This is a genomic window from Exiguobacterium sp. UBA7533 (assembly GCF_002479335.1).
In the GTDB taxonomy this organism is placed as follows: domain Bacteria; phylum Bacillota; class Bacilli; order Exiguobacteriales; family Exiguobacteriaceae; genus Exiguobacterium_A.
This window is the reverse complement of sequence record NZ_DLMP01000001.1, coordinates 160,519-178,963: the sequence shown is the minus strand read 5'-3', so window position 1 is coordinate 178,963 and position 18,445 is coordinate 160,519. Positions and strand designations below refer to the sequence as shown.

General features: G+C 49.3%; 16 protein-coding genes and 1 pseudogene. 14 read left to right on the top strand and 3 right to left on the bottom strand.

Going from position 1 to position 18,445, the window contains the following annotated elements:
* Positions 1-42: 42 nt before the first annotated feature.
* The 10 genes from B2U10_RS00920 to B2U10_RS00875 all read left to right on the top strand — a co-directional run bounded on the left by B2U10_RS00920 (position 43) and on the right by B2U10_RS00875 (position 11,812).
* Positions 43-1,365 carry a uracil-xanthine permease family protein gene (locus B2U10_RS00920; RefSeq protein WP_290785182.1) on the top strand — a complete coding sequence of 441 codons (1,323 nt, stop codon included), beginning with the start codon at positions 43-45 and terminating at the stop codon, positions 1,363-1,365.
* Between the two features lie 120 nt (positions 1,366-1,485).
* Positions 1,486-2,421 carry an aspartate carbamoyltransferase catalytic subunit gene (locus B2U10_RS00915; protein WP_035406837.1) on the top strand — a complete coding sequence of 312 codons (936 nt, stop codon included), beginning with the start codon at positions 1,486-1,488 and terminating at the stop codon, positions 2,419-2,421.
* A complete protein-coding gene (locus B2U10_RS00910; protein ID WP_290751517.1) occupies positions 2,405-3,676 on the top strand; it encodes a dihydroorotase in 1,272 nt (423 codons plus the stop codon). Before B2U10_RS00915 ends, B2U10_RS00910 begins: the two co-directional genes overlap by 17 nt.
* A complete protein-coding gene (locus B2U10_RS00905) occupies positions 3,669-4,757 on the top strand; it encodes a carbamoyl phosphate synthase small subunit (protein ID WP_290785180.1) in 1,089 nt (362 codons plus the stop codon). Before B2U10_RS00910 ends, B2U10_RS00905 begins: the two co-directional genes overlap by 8 nt.
* Positions 4,750-7,959 carry a carbamoyl-phosphate synthase large subunit gene (carB, locus tag B2U10_RS00900; protein ID WP_035406847.1) on the top strand — a complete coding sequence of 1,070 codons (3,210 nt, stop codon included), beginning with the start codon at positions 4,750-4,752 and terminating at the stop codon, positions 7,957-7,959. Before B2U10_RS00905 ends, carB begins: the two co-directional genes overlap by 8 nt.
* Positions 7,956-8,687 (top strand): dihydroorotate dehydrogenase, encoded by a 732-nt coding sequence (locus B2U10_RS00895; protein ID WP_035406850.1) that lies wholly within the window; start codon positions 7,956-7,958, stop codon positions 8,685-8,687. The genes carB and B2U10_RS00895 overlap by 4 nt, the downstream gene beginning before the upstream one ends.
* Positions 8,687-9,616: a dihydroorotate dehydrogenase gene (locus B2U10_RS00890; protein ID WP_056062795.1), complete on the top strand. Its 930-nt coding sequence runs from the start codon at positions 8,687-8,689 to the stop codon at positions 9,614-9,616. Before B2U10_RS00895 ends, B2U10_RS00890 begins: the two co-directional genes overlap by 1 nt.
* Positions 9,591-10,292 (top strand): orotidine-5'-phosphate decarboxylase, encoded by a 702-nt coding sequence (gene pyrF / locus B2U10_RS00885; protein ID WP_290751502.1) that lies wholly within the window; start codon positions 9,591-9,593, stop codon positions 10,290-10,292. The genes B2U10_RS00890 and pyrF overlap by 26 nt, the downstream gene beginning before the upstream one ends.
* A complete protein-coding gene (pyrE, locus tag B2U10_RS00880) occupies positions 10,286-10,921 on the top strand; it encodes an orotate phosphoribosyltransferase (RefSeq protein ID WP_290751499.1) in 636 nt (211 codons plus the stop codon). Before pyrF ends, pyrE begins: the two co-directional genes overlap by 7 nt.
* An 81-nt stretch (positions 10,922-11,002) precedes the next feature.
* The gene (locus B2U10_RS00875; RefSeq protein ID WP_290785178.1) at positions 11,003-11,812 is read left to right on the top strand and encodes a GNAT family N-acetyltransferase; all 810 of its coding nucleotides are present in this window, start codon (positions 11,003-11,005) and stop codon (positions 11,810-11,812) included.
* 111 nt (positions 11,813-11,923) lie between these two features.
* On the opposite strand, the gene B2U10_RS00870 is transcribed toward B2U10_RS00875, so the two are convergent.
* Together B2U10_RS00870 and B2U10_RS00865 are read right to left on the bottom strand one after the other, a co-directional pair.
* Positions 11,924-12,895, bottom strand: a complete 972-nt coding sequence (locus tag B2U10_RS00870) for a zinc-binding dehydrogenase (protein WP_035406862.1) — start codon at positions 12,893-12,895, stop codon at positions 11,924-11,926.
* 29 nt (positions 12,896-12,924) lie between these two features.
* Positions 12,925-13,387, bottom strand: a pseudogene (locus tag B2U10_RS00865) (VOC family protein).
* A 282-nt stretch (positions 13,388-13,669) separates the two neighbouring features.
* Here B2U10_RS00865 and B2U10_RS00860 point away from each other — a divergent pair.
* From B2U10_RS00860 to B2U10_RS00845, 4 genes are all read left to right on the top strand, one after another.
* A complete protein-coding gene (locus B2U10_RS00860) occupies positions 13,670-13,804 on the top strand; it encodes a winged helix-turn-helix transcriptional regulator (protein WP_349677888.1) in 135 nt (44 codons plus the stop codon).
* A 19-nt stretch (positions 13,805-13,823) separates the two neighbouring features.
* Positions 13,824-14,513, top strand: a complete 690-nt coding sequence (locus tag B2U10_RS00855) for a metal-dependent hydrolase (RefSeq protein ID WP_035406865.1) — start codon at positions 13,824-13,826, stop codon at positions 14,511-14,513.
* Between the two features lie 204 nt (positions 14,514-14,717).
* On the top strand, positions 14,718-15,620 hold the full coding sequence (locus B2U10_RS00850) for a DUF4097 family beta strand repeat-containing protein (RefSeq protein ID WP_035406868.1): 903 nt from the start codon (positions 14,718-14,720) through the stop codon (positions 15,618-15,620).
* Positions 15,617-16,528 carry an FUSC family protein gene (locus tag B2U10_RS00845; RefSeq protein ID WP_290751486.1) on the top strand — a complete coding sequence of 304 codons (912 nt, stop codon included), beginning with the start codon at positions 15,617-15,619 and terminating at the stop codon, positions 16,526-16,528. Before B2U10_RS00850 ends, B2U10_RS00845 begins: the two co-directional genes overlap by 4 nt.
* A 63-nt stretch (positions 16,529-16,591) precedes the next feature.
* On the opposite strand, the gene B2U10_RS00840 is transcribed toward B2U10_RS00845, so the two are convergent.
* Positions 16,592-18,283 carry an Rqc2 family fibronectin-binding protein gene (locus B2U10_RS00840; RefSeq protein WP_035406875.1) on the bottom strand — a complete coding sequence of 564 codons (1,692 nt, stop codon included), beginning with the start codon at positions 18,281-18,283 and terminating at the stop codon, positions 16,592-16,594.
* Positions 18,284-18,445 lie beyond the last annotated feature (162 nt).

Here is an 18,445-nt window from a genome sequence, read left to right as displayed (position 1 = left end):
CCTTTAAGGTGGTCCAGAGAGACCAGAAAGGGAGTCATCCATATGGCAAAACATGCCGCAGTACTTGATGTACAAGAAGTACCTACTCACCCTCTAAATTGGCTGATGCTCAGCCTACAACACGTCTTCGCGATGTTTGGTGCGACCGTGCTCGTCCCACTCTTAACGGGACTCAACACATCGGTTGCACTCGTCGCAAGCGGAGTCGGCACACTGATTTTCCTCGCCGTCACTCGCTTCAAAGTACCCACATATCTTGGTTCTAGTTTTGCCTACATCGCCCCGATCATCGCCGTCAGTGAACGGTGGGGTGTCGAGGACGCCTTAATCGGCGGAATGGTCGCTGGACTCGTCTACGGACTTGTCTCACTTCTCATCCGTTACACGGGGGCTGCTTGGTTGCTTCGCTTACTCCCGCCTGTTGTCATCGGTCCGGTCATCATGGTTATCGGGTTATCGCTTGCCCCGACCGCTGTCAACATGGCGATGAACGGAGCGGACGGTAAGTACAACGGACTTTACTTCCTCGTCGCGATGGTCACGCTCGGTGTCACACTTCTCGCAATGACGTATTTAAAAGGAATGTGGAGCACGATTCCGATCCTGTTCGGAATCACGGTCGGTTATCTCGTTGCGGCATCGGTCGGAATCATTGACTTCAAACCACTTCAACAGGCAACGTTCTTCCACGTGCCGGACTTCACGATTCCGTTCTTGAATTACACACCATCATGGAATACAGCTGCCTTGCTTCTGATCGTTCCCGTGACGCTCGTCACACTGACGGAGCACATCGGCGAACAAAAAGTGACATCACGGATCATTGGGCGCGAGACGCTCCTTGATCCAGGGATGCACCGGACAGTACTTGGCGACGGAATCGCGAAGACAGTCGCTTCGATGCTTGGTGGACCACCGGTTACGACGTACGGTGAGAACAACGGCGTCATGTCGATCACACGGGTCTACAGTGTCTTCGTCCTAGGTGGGGCAGCGGTTCTTGCTATCAGCTTCGGATTCCTCGGATATGTCGAAGGATTCATCAAGACGATTCCTACACCAGTCATGGGTGGCATCAGTATTCTCTTATTCGGAGTCATCGCGTCAAACGGTCTCCGGACACTGACGGAAAGTAAGATCGACCTTGCTGATAAACGGAACTTGACGATCACAGCTGTCATTCTTGTCACGGGAATCGGAGGGGCCGCCTTGAAAATCGGGAACTTCTCCCTCGAAGGTATGGCACTGGCGACGATTCTTGGGATCATCCTGAATCTGATCCTTCCGAAAACGACGGAACAGGTCGAAGAAACAGTTGAAACAACGGAAAACTCTACAACTCAATCTGTAGCGAACAACTTTTAAGACGTTCCGAGAGAACGATAAAGTGAAGGCCATGAAAAGATGCAGGGACTCCTCTGTCTTCTTTCGGCGCACCTTCACTTAGAAGGTGCGCCTTTTTCATGACCTGAAGGAGTGAAATACATGAAAACGATCTTGCAAACCCGACATTTCGTCAATTTAGAAAGCTTATCCATAACGGAGATCAATTCGTTGATTGAACGTAGTCTCGCTTTTAAACAAGGCGAACCGGCACCAGACTTTTCCGACAAGACACTCGTCAATCTGTTTTTTGAAAACTCGACGCGGACACGCTCTTCCTTTGAAATGGCAGAGCATCGCTTGAACATGCATCTACTGCCGTTTGAAACAGCGACGTCATCCGTGCAAAAAGGGGAGACGTTACACGATACGTGCAAAACACTCGAAGCGATTGGTGCCGATGGATTGGTCATTCGTCACGGTGACACCGGTTATTATGAAGAATTGATTCAGACACTCGATATTCCGATCATCAATGCAGGAGACGGGAGCGGACAGCATCCATCGCAGTCCTTGCTTGATTTGATGACGATGGTCGAGACGTTTGGAACGATTGTAGGAAAAGTAGTCGTCATCTGTGGGGATTTACAACATAGTCGTGTCGCTCGGTCGAATGCCGATATCTTAAAACGACTTGGGGCCATCGTCTATGGATCAGGGCCACGCGAATGGTATGACGAAGCGATGGGAATACCGTATCTTTCAATGGACGAAGCAGTTGAACAGTGTGACATCTTGATGTTGCTTCGAGTCCAGCACGAACGGCATGACGGAACGACACGGTTTGATCCAGATGTCTATCACGTCACACATGGATTGACGCATGAGCGGATGAATCGACTGAAACCTTCAGCGATCGTCCTACATCCGGCACCGGTCAATCGCGGAGTCGAGATTGCCGACGAACTCGTCGAACACCCGCAATCGCGGATTTTTGAACAGATGAAAAATGGTGTCTTTGCGCGAATGGCGATTCTGGAATGGTGCTTTTCGATGAAAACAATCAAAGGAGACGATGCAGATGACAACACGAATTGAAAATGCGAGATGGTACGAGGCTGGACAAGTTCGAACAGGGGATATTCGAATCGAAGCTGGAAAAATCACGGACTTAGCAGCAATACCGCAAGTTGGGGAAACGGTCATTGATGCTTCCGGATTATTCGTTGCACCAGGATTCGTCGACATCCATGTCCACCTGCGGGAACCGGGCGGCGAACATAAGGAGACAATTGCGACAGGTACGGCAGCTGCGGCAGCTGGTGGATTTACGACGATTTGTCCGATGCCGAATACGCGTCCCGTACCGGACGATCGTCAAACACTTGATGCATTGTTCCAAAAGATTGAAGAGACGGCATCTGTCCGGGTTTTGCCTTACGCGGCGATTTCAAAAAATCAACTCGGACAAGAACTCGTCGCGTTCGATCAATTAACGGATGCCGTGGCATTCACGGATGATGGTGTCGGGGTCCAGACGGCAGCCGTCATGCGAACGGCAATGCAACAAGCAGCACGGCTCGGGAAGACGATTGTTGCCCACTGCGAAGATGATTCGTTAAAAGCAGGATGTGTGCACGAAGGAAACTACAGTCGACGGGAAGGTTTGCAAGGTATTCCATCGCTTGCTGAGAGTATCCACATCGCACGTGATGTCCTGATTGCAGAAGAAACCGGCTGTCATTATCACGTCTGTCATGTCTCGACGAAAGAATCCGTTCGCGTCATTCGTGACGCCAAACGAGCAGGGATCCGAGTGACAGCAGAAGTCACACCGCACCATCTTGTATTGATCGATGAAGACATATCGAATCAGGATCCGAACTTTAAAATGAATCCACCACTGCGGAGTGAGGCAGATCGCCAAGCATTGCTCGAAGGATTAGCAGACGGAACGATTGATTGCATCGCAACGGATCACGCTCCTCATGCAGCAGAAGAGAAGGCACTCGGTATCGAACGCGCCCCGTTTGGCATCACAGGATTCGAGACAGCATTCCCGCTCCTCTATACGAAGCTTGTCGCTGAAGGCAAGATGACACTTGAGACACTGATTCGGAATTTGACGGACAAGGCAGCAGCGATTTTTGAACTACCTTACGGCAAACTCGAAGTGGGGGCGGAAGCAGACTTAGTCCTGCTTGATCTAGAGACGGAGCGGACGGTTTCACCGGAACGGTTCCGTTCAAAAGGTAAGAACACACCGTTCGCAGGAGAACGGTTAAAAGGATTCCCGGTCATGACGTTCGTCAAGGGAGAAATCGTATTCAAGGAGGACATAGCACATGCGTAAACGGACACTGGTGTTAGAGGATGGTATGACGTTTGAAGGAACGGCGTTTGGATCGGACACGACAACAACAGGAGAGGTCGTCTTCCAAACCGGAATGACTGGTTATCAAGAGATGCTATCGGATCCATCTTACTGTGATCAGATGATCGTGCTGACGAATCCGTTAATCGGCAATTACGGAGTCAATCGAGAAGACTATGAAACGACGCGTCCACTCGCTAAAGCATTGATTGTCCGCGAACATTGCCAAACACCGTCGAACTTCCGCAGTGAGATGTCGCTCGATGCAGCTCTTCGAGATCTTGATATTCCAGGATTAAGTGGAATCGATACGCGACAGTTAACACGACATATCCGCTCGAAAGGCGTCATGCGCGGCCGACTCGTTGATGGAGAGTTCGACCTAGAAGAGGAATTAAGCCACCTGCAAGATGCACCAATCGAGACGGATCAAGTCAAACGTGCTTCAACGGAACGGGCGTATATCATCCCAGGAGCTGGACCACGAATCGTTCTCGTCGACTTCGGAGCGAAGCTCGGAATCGTCCGCGAACTTGTCAAACGCGGCTGTGAAGTTGTCGTCGTACCATACGACGTGAGTGCAACGGAAGTCTTACGCTATCGTCCAGACGGTGTGATGCTGTCGAACGGACCAGGGAACCCAAAGGATGTCCCGACAGCGATTCCGCTGATTCACGAATTAACAGGGAAAGTCGTCATCTTCGGAATTTGTCTTGGGCACCAGTTGATTGCACTAGCACATGGCGCGGATACGTTCAAACTGCCATTCGGTCACCGGGGTGCGAATCATCCCGTCCAAGATATCCGGACAGGTCGCGTCGACATTACGTCGCAAAACCATGGATATGCCGTCGATGAACAATCATTGCAACATACAGTGCTTGAAGTAACGCATCTCGCAATCAACGATGGAACGGTCGAAGGCATCCGTCATACGTCAGCATCTGTCTTCTCCGTCCAGTATCATCCGGAAGCATCACCCGGTCCAATGGATGCGAACGGTCTATTCCAACAGTTTTTAGAAGAAATCACGAAACAACAGGAGGTCTCTCATGCCTAAACGTCAAGATATCCAGAAGATTCTCGTTATCGGGTCCGGTCCAATCGTAATCGGACAAGCCGCTGAATTCGACTACGCAGGAACACAAGCGTGTCAAGCCTTAAAGGAAGAAGGATATGAAGTCATCCTCGTCAACTCGAATCCAGCGACAATCATGACAGATCCAACAGTTGCTGATCGTGTCTACATCGAGCCTCTTCAAGCAGAGTTCGTTTCGCGGATCATCCGGAAGGAACGACCAGACGCCTTACTTGCGACACTTGGCGGTCAGACGGGTCTGAACTTGGCTGTTGAACTAGATCGTCTTGGTGTCCTAGCTGAATACAATGTCGAGTTGCTCGGAACGAAATTATCAGCAATCGAAGAGGCAGAAGATCGTGATTTGTTCCGTCAACTGATGTTTAGACGCGGACATGGCGTACCGGATAGTGAAATCGTGCATTCGCTCGAAGAAGCACAACAATTCCGACAACAGATTGGTCTACCAATCATCATCCGTCCAGCATATACACTCGGAGGAACGGGTGGTGGAATCGCCCATACACCGGAAGAGTTCACGCGAATCGTCGAAGGGGGACTCAAGGCAAGTCCGGCAACACAAGTACTCCTTGAAAAATCAATTGCTGGGATGAAAGAGGTCGAATTTGAAGTCATGCGTGATGCAACGAACCAAGCCATCATCGTCTGTGCGATGGAAAACTTCGATCCGGTCGGTGTTCATACCGGAGACTCGATCGTCTTTGCTCCGACGCAAACGTTATCGGATCGCGATTATCAACTGCTACGTAACGTCTCGCTCGATATCATTCGCGCACTCGGTATCGAAGGTGGATGTAACATCCAGTTCGCGCTGGATCCGACGAGCTTTGACTACTATGTCATCGAAGTCAATCCACGTGTTTCCCGCTCGTCCGCACTTGCTTCAAAAGCGACCGGTTATCCGATCGCAAAACTTGCTGCAAAGATTGCCGTCGGGTATGCCTTATCTGAATTAAAGAACCCGATCACCGAGACGAGCTTTGCTTCGTTCGAACCGGCACTCGATTATGTTGTCGCCAAAATTCCGCGCTGGCCGTTCGATAAATTCGAAACGGCAGATCGGACGCTCGGGACACAGATGAAGGCGACCGGTGAGGTTATGGCAATGGGGCGGACGATGGAAGAGGCATTACTGAAAGCCGTTCGTTCGCTTGAAATCGGTACAGCGGATTTGTACATGCCACGCTTCATCGAAATGGCAGATGATGCTTTGCAACAAGCGATTCGCCAGGCGACAGATGATCGACTTTTCGCCTTATACGCTGGTTTTGTCCGCGGCTATAGCGTCGAACAGATTCATGCTTGGACGGCAATTGATCGCTTATTCCTCGAAAAGCTACAGCACATTTGGCAACTTGAGCAATCGGTCGCTACCGGTTTGACACCTGAACTGCTACTTCATGTGAAGCGGTATGGATTCAGTGACCCAATGCTCGCTCGGATCACAGGACAAACGGAAACAGAGATTCGCCGGATGCGTGAAGCGCAAGCGATTCATCCTGTGTATAAAATGGTCGATACGTGTGCGGCAGAGTTCGCTTCTGATACACCGTACTACTATGGAACATACGAACGCGAAAATGAGGCAATCGCGACGAATCGTTCTTCGATCCTCGTCTTAGGATCGGGTCCGATCCGGATTGGTCAAGGAGTCGAGTTCGACTATGCGACAGTCCATTCGATTCAAGCGATTCGTCAAGCTGGCTATGAAGCAATTATCGTCAACAACAATCCGGAAACCGTGTCGACCGACTTCTCGATTTCCGATCGACTCTACTTTGAACCATTAACGACGGAGGATGTCCTCGAAGTCATCCGAAATGAACGTCCGCTCGGTGTCATCGTCCAGTTCGGTGGACAGACAGCAATCAACTTAGCTGAGTCATTAGCAGCAGAAGGTGTAAAAATCCTCGGGACATCGCTTGAGGATTTAGACCGGGCAGAGGACAGAAAACAGTTCGAAGCAGCGTTGACGGCGCTCGACATTCCACAGCCACCAGGTAAAACGGCCGTCACAGTCGAAGAAGCGGTCACGGCAGCAGCGTCACTCGGTTACCCGGTCCTCGTTCGTCCATCGTATGTCCTCGGCGGTCGGGCAATGGAAATCGTCTATGCACAAGAAGAACTGGAACATTACATGAAACACGCGGTCATCGCCTCACCGGAACGACCGGTCCTCGTCGACCGTTACCTGACAGGAATCGAACTCGAAGTCGACGCGATCTGTGATGGAACAGATGTCGTCATTCCAGGCATCATGGAGCATATCGAACGTGCCGGTGTTCACTCAGGTGACTCGATTGGAGTTTATCCGCCACAACGTGTCTCCCAAGACATCAAGGACCGGATCGTCGACTACACGACACGAATCGCCAAAGCATTCGGCATCAAAGGATTGCTCAACATCCAGTTCGTCTATGCGGACGGCGCACTCTATGTTCTTGAAGTCAATCCGCGTGCCAGCCGGACGGTGCCATTCATCTCGAAAGTGACGGGACTTCCGGTCGCGCGGCTCGCGACGGACATCATTCTCGGTGAAACGCTCGCTTCTTACGGGTTAACAAGTGGTGTCCTACCGGAAGAATCGCTCGTCTCGGTCAAAGTACCGGTCTTCTCGTTTGCGAAGCTTAAAGAAGTCGACCCGACGCTCGGACCGGAAATGAAATCGACCGGAGAAGTCATCGGAACAGACCGAACACTTGAAAAAGCACTCTACAAAGGATTGCTTGCTTCAGGGATGGCGATTCCAGAACACGGTCGTGTTCTCTTGACGGTCGCAGACCCGGACAAAGCAGAAATGACGGATCTCGCACGACGCTTTGCCTCACTTGGATTCACGTTGCTTGCGACGGAAGGAACGGCAGCGTACTTGACGGAGCAAGGGTTACCGGTTCAGACGGTCGGTAAAATCGACTCGTCTTCCGAATCGATGCTCGACGTGATTGAAAAAGGGGAGATCGAGTATGTCATCAATACGATGAGTCGCGACTCACAAGTCACGAAAGACGGCTTCATCATTCGCCGGGCAGCAGCGGAGAATCAAGTCGTTTGTCTAACATCACTCGATACGGCGGAAGCGATTCTACGCGTCATCGAGAGTCGCTCGTTCGAAGCGAGTGCGATTCAAGCCTTCACACACGAAAAGAAAGTGGTGATCCAATGAAGCAACTCTTGACGGTCGTCTCTCGACGAACGGTAGCTCAAGGCGCGACAGAACTCGTCTGTCGCCTCGAGCAACCGCAGGACATTGCGCCGGGGCGATTCATGCATCTACGCGTCGGTCCACTCTTACGCCGACCGATCTCGATTGCTCGGGTCGATCGTGATCTGATTACGTTTCTCTTTAAAGAAATCGGACAAGGGACAGCAGAACTAGCTTCCTTGCGTCCCGACGACAAAATCGATGCCCTCGGACCACTCGGAAACGGTTTTCCGATCGAGGCCATCAACCGAGATCAACGGGTCGTTCTCGTTGGTGGAGGGATTGGGGTACCGCCGCTGTATGAGACGATGCGCCAACTTGTCGCGCGTGGTGTGACGTGTGAAGCGATTCTAGGATTTGATACGGCAACGAGTGTCTTTTACGAAGCGGAATTCCAAGCGCTTGGTAAGACGACGGTCACGACGGTTGATGGAACGCATGGAATGAAAGGGTTCGTTACGGTTGCCTTACATCCGGAAAGCTATGATGTGTTACTCGCTTGCGGACCAGAGCCGATGTTGCGGTCACTCCAGCAACAACCGATTGAGCATAAGTATCTCTCCATCGAAAATCGAATGGGGTGTGGCATCGGTGCTTGTTTTGCCTGTGTCTGTAAAACACCAACAGGAGGGTACGTCAAGACTTGTTCCGATGGTCCAGTCTTTCGGGCAGAGGAGGTCGTATTATGATGGAACGATTACGTGTCGAGTTGCCGGGACTTTCCTTGAAAAACCCGATCATGCCGGCATCTGGATGTTTTGGATTCGGTGAGGAATACGCGAAGTTATATGATCTATCAGAGCTTGGGGCAATCATGATCAAAGCAGCGACGGGCGAAGAACGTTACGGAAATCCGACGCCGCGTGTCGCGGAGAGTGGAATGGGGATGTTGAATGCAATCGGTCTCCAAAATCCGGGTGTCGATGGTATCTTAACGAAAAAACTACCGTTCCTTGAGACGTTTGATACAGCAATCATTGCGAATGTCGCCGGATCGACACCAGAAGAGTATGAGCTTGTCGCAGAAAAAATGAGCCGTCACCCTGGCATTCATGCATTGGAATTAAATATCTCCTGTCCGAACGTCAAATCAGGTGGAATCCAGTTCGGAACGGATCCGTTGCTTGCCGCTGAATTAACGCGTCGAGTCAAACAGGTCTCGACCAAACCGGTTTACGTTAAGCTTTCACCGAATGTCACTTCAATCGTCGAGATGGCACGTGCCGTCGAAGCAGCAGGTGCAGACGGGCTGACGATGATCAACACACTCGTTGGGATGCGAATCGATGTCCGAACGGGACAGCCAATCCTTGCCAACCGGATTGGTGGATTATCCGGTCCATCCATCAAGCCAGTCGCGATTCGGATGATTCATGATGTCGCACAAGCTGTCTCGATTCCTATTATCGGGATGGGTGGCGTGATGGAAGTCGATGACGTCTTAGAAATGATATACGCTGGGGCTTCCGCTGTTGCCGTCGGTACCGCAAACTTCGTCAATCCATACATCTGTCAAGAATTAATCCAGCAGTTACCGGATCGCATGGATGAACTCGGCATCGACCATATTTTAGACATCAGGGGGAAAGCATATGAATCAACTTTACATCGCGCTTGATTTTCCGACCGAAGCAGAAGCGTTTTCGTTCCTCGAACAGTTCGAAGAGACACGACCAGCCGTAAAAGTTGGGATGGAATTATTTTATGCTGCAGGGGGATCGTTCGTCCAAAAACTCGTCGAGCGTGGGCACGCTGTATTCCTCGACGTCAAAGTCCATGACATTCCAGAGACGGCGCGCCGGACGATGCGCATCATCGGGCAATTAGGTGTTGAATTGACGAACGTCCATGTTGCCGGTGGGAAAGAGATGATGATCGCAGCGCGAGAAGGACTTCGTGAAACGAATGCTAAGACACAACTAATCGGCGTGACGCAGTTGACATCGACGGATGAAGCGATGTTACGCGACTTAAAGGTTGAAGGAGCGATGCCAGCAGTCGTTCGTGAGTATGCGCAACTGGCAGAAGCAGCCGGACTAGATGGTATCGTCTGTTCGGCGCTCGATCTTCCTGAACTAATCGAAGTTTGCCGAACGGACTTCCGTTTTGTCACACCAGGTATTCGTCCTTCTAGTAATGAAGCAGATGATCAAAAGCGAGTCGCGACCGTTCTTGGTGCGCGTCGAAATGGAGCGACGGATTTAGTAATTGGTCGCCCGATTACACGTGCCAAACAACCAGAACAGGTCTATCAGGCGTTACTCGAAGAATGGAAGGGGCAATTATCATGTTAAATCCAATTGCAAATGCATTACTCCGTATCAAAGCCGTCACGTTATCTCCAAACGATCCGTATACGTGGGCGAGTGGGCTCCGTTCTCCGATCTATTGCGATAATCGGTTGACACTTTCGTACCCAAAAGTCCGCTCTTTGATTGCCGATGCCCTCGCTGAGAAAGTGAAGGATTTAGGAATCGAAGTCGTTGCCGGAACAGCGACAGCAGGTATTCCTCACGCGGCATTCGTCGCGGAACGATTAGGGTTACCGATGGTCTACGTGCGTAGTGGCAGTAAGAAACACGGGAAAGGTAATCAAATCGAAGGTGTTATTCAACCAGGCCAACGCGTCGTCGTCATCGAAGACTTATTATCAACGGGGATGTCTGCGATCGAGGCAGCGGAAGCACTCCAAGCAAAGGGAGCGAACGTCATTCGGATTCAAGCGATTTTCTCTTACGGGATGGAACGCTTGAAGAACAATCTCCGAGACGCGAAGATTGACGCGGATGCATTACTGACGTTCGAAGCGTTACTCGAAACGGCACAACAACAAGGGGATATCACGGTAGAAGAACAGGAACAATTGGCAGATTGGTCGAAGGACCCAGTTGCTTGGAGCGAACGTTTTACCGCAAACGTGTAAAAACAGATAGATTCCGTCGGACGACCTACGATTTCTAGTGCATGATTTGGTACACTATAGAAATAAAGGAGGTCGTCGACTATGGTGACGCATTATCGTGATTATGAACAATTCAAAATGGTCGTCCTCCCGTTTCTGCTTGAACGTCCAGATACGCATCAGTTGATGCTAGGTATATTAGAACGTGGGGATGAACCGCTCTTGATGGCAACGGCACAAGAAGGCGATCATCGTCTCGTCATATTGCAAACGATACCGGAGCAAGTCATCGTCGCAGGGGATATGTTCTCGCAAGAAGGGATTCGAAAGCTTGCGCGAATTCTGGATAGTCCAGGATTCGTCGGAGAACAGGCCATCTTAGCGCCGCTTTTACTCCCACATTCCATGTATGAGGTACATATGGAACAAGGGATGTATGCATTGACGAAGGTCGAGATGCCACATGTTCCGGAGAACGTCGTCTTCCGACCGGTTTCGAACGATGAAGGACAACAAGCCTTAGAATTTGCGTCCGGATTTTTATATGAGGTCGAAACGCGTCCATCTGATCGACAGCTTACGCAACTCCATCAGTCAATGACGCGACACATTCAGCAAGGAAGCTTGTTCGGATTGTTTAGCGGAAATACGCTCGTCGCGATGGCGGCAGCGACACGTCCCACGCAAACTGGGATTACGATTTCTTACGTCTATACGCCGAAAAAACTACGTGGGAATGGATATGCTTCTTATCTTGTCGCAAAACTATCTGAACACCTCCTACAGTCTTATCCGGTCGTGACGCTCTATACCGATTGGTCGAACCAGACAGCGAATAAAATCTATCAGCATGTCGGTTTCGAGTTAGTCGGACGATCCTTACATATCAAAAAACAAGAACGCTACCGGTGAACATGGCTGATGCTTTTTCAGTCAACGTTCAGGAATTAAAAAATAGAGTACGACAGCAGCCGACCGTCCTATTATCTAAGGACAGTCGGCTGTTTTATGCCGCGGCAAGTATTAGTTAAATTTAGCGATGATTTTACCACGGACGTGACGTTCAGATAGACGTTGTAATCCTTTGACGATGTCCGCTGCTGGAATCTCCTCTGTGACGAGTGGATCGAGTTCTTTCGTTGCGACCAGTTGTAATAATTCACTTGCCATATGACCAAGGTTTCGGATCGCGCGGTCATCTTCGCTTGCATAAGCAGCCGCAAGTGCTACTTCATGGATCGAAGGGGAGAGCGTGAACGGCTTGACGACCGATTGATCAGGACCGCCGGCGATGAAGGCGAGTTGACCCGAGAAGGCAAGACGTCCGAGATCTGCTGTTGCTTCATTTCGACCGACCGTATTGAAAATCAAGTCAGCGCCGCGATCATTCGTCCAATCGCGAATGACCTCGGTTACATTTTCTTTTTTGTAGTCGATGGCAAGATCGGCACCGAGTCGCTTGACCCACTCATGGTTTTCCGTCGAAGCAGTCGTCGCGACCTTAAGACCCAGGCGTTTTGCGAGTTGAATGCCGATGCCACCCACACCACCTGCACCAGCATGGATGAGAATCGTCTCTTTACCTGTCGTATTCATCTTTTGGACGATCGCTTCATAAGCTGTCATGCCTGCGCAAAGAATCGCAGCGGCTTCAGCGAATGAGACGTCTTCTGGAATCGGGGCAAGAGCACGTGTATCAACAAGTACGTATTCAGCAAAAGCACCATCGCGTTGCAGGTTCGTATGAATCGCTACACGATCGCCGATTTTCACTTCTGCGCCGGGTCCGATTTGTTCGACGACACCCGCTAGGTCAACGCCCGGAATATGCGGGAACGTCCAAGCTGGATTTTTGGTTGCCTTATAGTCGACGGGATTCAGTGCGACCGTCTTGACGCGAATCAAGGCTTGTCCTTCTCCTGGCGTCGGTGTCTTGACCTCTTCGAATGTCCATTGATCAATGGCTGTACCTGAGTGGTTTAACCATGCTTTCATGTTTAATAAGCTCCTTTCGAATACGTGAGTTAATATGAGTGAGAGTAAATTTCGACGAGATTACCAAATGGATCCTCACAGTAGACTATCCGGTAAGGTTTGTCTCCTGGATAGTATTCGCAGATCGACATCCGTTGTTTACCGCCGTGAGGACGATTTTTTCGACGAACCCTTCGACATCTGGGCCTTGAACCGTATAATGCAAGATACCTGTTTCAGGAATTCGCAATTACTCTCGGATTGTTCATTGTTCGGGAATTCAAACAACTCGATGTCGATGCGATCATCTGACGCCATGTGGGCGATCCGGAACTTGTCCCATCATGTACCAAAGACGTCTGTGTACATGACACCGATGGTAGAATCATCTTCGAGGACATCAAATGGTTCCATGATAATATACCAGTCCTTCATCTCTTGATAAAAACGAACAGCTTCGTCGAGATTCGGCACGGAAAGACCGATGTGCGAAAAATTATATGGATACGTCATGTCTAACACTCTTTTTGCAAAATGATTTAAGCATACTTTAACCTGCGCTACACTCCATTTCATAGTACGCACTTTGAAGTAACGACTTTGGGGGAGAGAACAACATGTCGACTGAACAATTTCCGGTCAATCGGGAGCTCGCCATCATCGGCGGAAAATGGCGTTCACAATTATATTGCACGTTAGAGAAAGATACGAAATATTTTTAAGTTACAACGTGCCATTCCCGGGATTTCTCGGAAAGTCTCGACTGATCAGTTGTAGGAACTTGAACGACTCAAAATAATTGAGCAGATTGAGTATGATGAAGCCGTTCTGCACGTCGAATACAAATTGACAGAGGCGTCATTTACACTACAACCGGTCATGAAAGGTTTATGTGCATGGGGGGAAGGGAATCAATTATCCGAATCCTAATCGAGAGGCAGTGAACTAGATGAAGCTAACTTATCATGGACAGTCAACAGTAACGATTGAAACGAATGGTCACCATCTCGTCATCGATCCCTTCTTTAGTGGTAACGATAAAGCGACGACGAATCCCGATGACGTCAAGGCGGACTTCATTCTTTTGACGCATGCGCATGCCGATCATATGCTTGATGCAGAGCGGATCGCGAAAGCAACGGGGGCGACGATCATCGCTACGCATGAGTTGGCAACGTATTTAAGCTTCAAAGGATTGAATGTCCACCCGATGAACCTTGGCGGACAGTTTGAATTCTCGTTTGGTAAAGTAAAGATGACACAGGCATTCCATTCATCAAGCATCATCGATGAAGAGAAACAAACCATTACGTATATGGGGATGCCGGCTGGATTCTTGCTGACAATCGAAGGCAAAGAAATCTATCACGCAGGCGATACGGCACTGTTCGGGGATTTAGCCCTTTATGGCGCCCATCACGAAATCGATTTAGCCTTCTTACCGATCGGTGATAACTTCACGATGGGTCCGGATGATGCGTTGATCGCTGCAGATATGTTGCAAGCGAAAGCAGTCGTACCGATCCACTACGATACATTTGATTTAATCAAACAAGATGCGAACGCATTCTGTGAACAAATTGAAGCGCAAGGTCAAACTGGTCATTTACTCGCGATCGGCGAGTCACTCGAATTATAATCCGTTCTTAAGCAAAGGAGAGGAAACGTCAAGGTTCCTCTCCTTTTTGTCGATTATTCTTCTGGAATATCTGTAGTTCATCCGATTATGCTTCCTTCTTCCGCCCGATGGCGAAACGGTGAACTTCTTCTATGATAAGAAGGGGCTGTTGACAGCCGATTCAGATATTCGGAATAATGGTAGACATGAGATGGAGGGACTGACATGGAAGAGCATAATAGTAGGAGTGTGCGGAAACGAAAACAATCGTCGTTCACACGCTTAAAAAATAAACAAAAACAAAAGATGGATGCACGGTTGAACCGCATTGGAGAAAAAGGACCAGTGAAGCGACCGCTTTATTTATACGGTGGTGTCGTTCTCGGACTTGTCGTCATCTATTCGATTACATTGCTCGTCTCAACGGAATTGTTATCGCGCGGCGAAACATTCAAGACGACGAATCGCTATAAGTCTCTCGCTATCGAGGCACCGCACGCAACGGTACAATTCGTTCGAAGCACAGACGGAAACGTCCAAATCAAACTCGTCGATAGTGCGTCGAGTGGAAAACGACTGAAAATCAGTACATCGACGAATACGGTAACGGTGACAGGACGAGATGGTTGGCTGTCTCGACTCGGCAATCGTCCGAGCGAAAAAACAGCAGACTATACGATTCAAGTGGGACTACCGAGTTATATGAACCGTGTCGATGTCGATGCTGGAACACTTAAAGGAATGGGCATCTACGCAAAAACGATCGAGATGGACGGAGAAGCGATGAGTCTCGATAAAGTAAAAGGTGATGAGATTACACTGAATGCAACACGTGCGATTTCCATCAAAGAGATGGATGCCGTCCATGCGCAAGTGACAGGTGAAAGTGTTTCTCTTGCGGAATATGTGGCGAAGTTGAGTCTCGACGTCACAACGATTGACGGCGCGACGAAGCTAAAACCAAATAAATCAGCCGGTACGATTACGATTGACACAGGAGGCGATATTAAAGCCTCTGACCGATATACGAAACAAAAGAATAAGGATGAGACAATTTATGAACTGTCGAAACAAGAAAAACCGGAAGTGACAGTCAATAGTGAAGTCGGGCAGGTGACGCTCGAGTGAAATTAAAGTTTCGGATTGGACTACGAACGGTCAAGACCGGTATCGCGGTAGCTCTTGCGCTTAGTATCTCCTGGTATGTGTTCGATATTTATTCGGGAATGGGGGCTGTCGCAGCAATTGTTGCCATGCAACCGACGATTCATCGGTCGTTTAAAATCGTCTTCAACCGGATTTTCGGAACAGTACTTGGATTAATGTGTGGTCTTGCGATTGTTGCGACACTTGGGGCGAATCCGCTGACGATTGGACTCGCCGTAATTGTCTCGCTCGTCCTTAATTCGATGATTGGAAGAACGGATATGTCGACGTTCGCGGCCTTTGCCATCGTGTTGATGTTCGAGAGTCCGACCGCCGACTACGTCCACTATGCATTATCACGTTCGTTGTTGACTGTCGTCGGTGTGTTATCTGCTGTCCTCATCAATTACATCGTCTTCCCGCCACATTATGAGGATCGTTTACTCTTGCTTGTCAAAAAAACGACGCAACAGTTGATGGAAGATTGGCGGAGTCTTGTGCAAGATGATACGAGGCTGCTTGCCGTTCGGAAACAAATTCTCAAACATGAAGAAATGATGTTGATGCTTCAAGAAGATCAAAAATATCCATTGATGGCAAGCGGTCAAAGTGAAGCGTTCATCCGACTGAAGGAGCTTGTCGATCTTGAAGACAAGTTGCTCGTCTTGCTTGAAAGCATTGCCAGTCATCGGGATATCCCGATGACAGAAGAACAGGAAAAGACGCTCGGCCAGGAAATTGATTTCTTACTCAGCCATCATTACGATGTCATCTTCTCCCACGAACGAAAACAAGCGATGTTCTCATTCAATCAAGAATTAAGCGAGGCGAAGGATATCATCCATGGGCATTTGCTCGATTATCGGGAACAGTTAGAAAAAATGAAGTGAAGATGAAAAAGCGCTGTCTCTCCTAAGTGATATTTAGGAAAAACAGCGCTTTTTTGTGTAGCGTCATTGACGTAAGGATTGGACGACATCTGGATCAGGTGTGACGTAAAGTGTCGTTTGATCCGTATAGATGACGAAGCCGGGTTTTGCACCACTCGGTTTTTTGACATATCGTAACTCCGTAAAATCGACCGGGACTTGGCTCGATTCACGTGCTTTCGAGTAGTAGGCGGCAACAATCGCTGCTTCTTTTAACGTTGTCTCATCCGGTGCATCACTTTGAATGATGACGTGCGATCCTGGGATATCCTTCGTGTGTAACCACGTATCGGACCGACGTCCAAACTTGAACGTCGCGTAATCATTTTGTTTATTGTTCTTTCCGACGAAGAATGGAAGGCCGGTCGAAGAACGATATTCTTCGAGTTGTGGGAGTTGTGGTTTCTTTTTCTTCTTTTGTCGTTCGCGCAGATAACCTTCTTCGACGAGTTCCTCGCGCATTTCCCGGATATCTTCCGGGGATGCGACATCGAGTTGGGCAAGCAAACCTTCGAAGTACGCAATCTCGGCTTGGTTCTTCTCAAGCTGGCGCGCGACTTCGACTTTGGCGGTTTTTAATTTGTTATACCGTTTGTAATAACGCTGTGCGTTCTCGTTTGGCGAGAAGCGGGGATCAAGCGAGATCGTGATTTCAGCACCGTCTGGATCATAGTAATCGACGACGGTTGCTTCCTTCATCCCGCGTTCGAGCTGATAGAGATAAGTCGTCAGCAGTTCTCCTTTATGCTTCCATTCATCCATTCGTAACGTCGCTTCTAAATCTTTTTCGAGTTTTGAGCGCTTTAAGATATTCTTATCGTACTCACTCTTGATGAACCGTTCGAGATCGGCCGCTTGTTGTTTGACACGATCGCGGTTTGCTTTTTGATGGAAGAATGCGTCGAGGACTTGACCACTCGTCGCGAACGTCTTTTCGTCAATGATTGAACCTTCCGTTAAGCGGACCGGTGCAAAGCGTTCCTTGCCGCCTTCCATCCGTTGCAATACATAAGGACCGTTTAGTTCTTTTAAGACGTCCTGGAAAGCGGTAGCAAGATTCGTCCGGTTCGCAAGACCTGCCCGCGTGACGACTTCCTTAGCAATTTGTGGAGACAGACCACTGAAGAGACCAAGTAACTGGCGATCCAGTTTCCCAGCGTTCCAGTCGATTCGGTGGAGTGCCTTTTCGATATCTCCTGTGAGTGGATCCACTTTATCCTGTGCTGGTGGAAGTTGATAGGTCATCCCTGGCATGATCGTCCGGAATGTATTTTGACTGAGTGGTAAGTGTTTGATCGCATCGAGGATCTTATCTTGTCCATCGGTCAAAATGATGTTCGAGTGTCGTCCCATCAACTCGACATAGATTTTTTTCGCTTCCTCATCGCCAAGTTCGTTGCGGGAACGGACACGTAAGACAATGATCCGGTCGCGTTCGAGTTGTTCGATCGATTCGATGAATCCGCCTTCGACATGCTTGCGGAGCATCATACAGAAGAGTGGGGGTTCACTCGGGTTGCTGACCGCTTCCGACGTAATGTGCATCCGTGCATACATGGCATTCGCAGAGGCGAGCAACAATACGTTTTTTCGCTCGGCCCGGACCTGGAATACTAAATCCAATGTATATGGTTGGTATACCTTATTGATCCGTCCTCCGACGAGCGGTTGGAGTTCTTTGACGACGCGTGTCGTCATCAATCCGTCAAAAGCCATACGATTACCTTCTTTCTTGATTTCGTTCTCACTTTCTAAAGGTAACAGAAATGGCATCGTTATGGTATGATAAAGCAGTCGAGCTAAAAAAGATGACTTGCGAACTTCCTATCTCTACTGCTAATATGAAACAATGTGAAGTTTGTGAGATGGAGGGGTTTT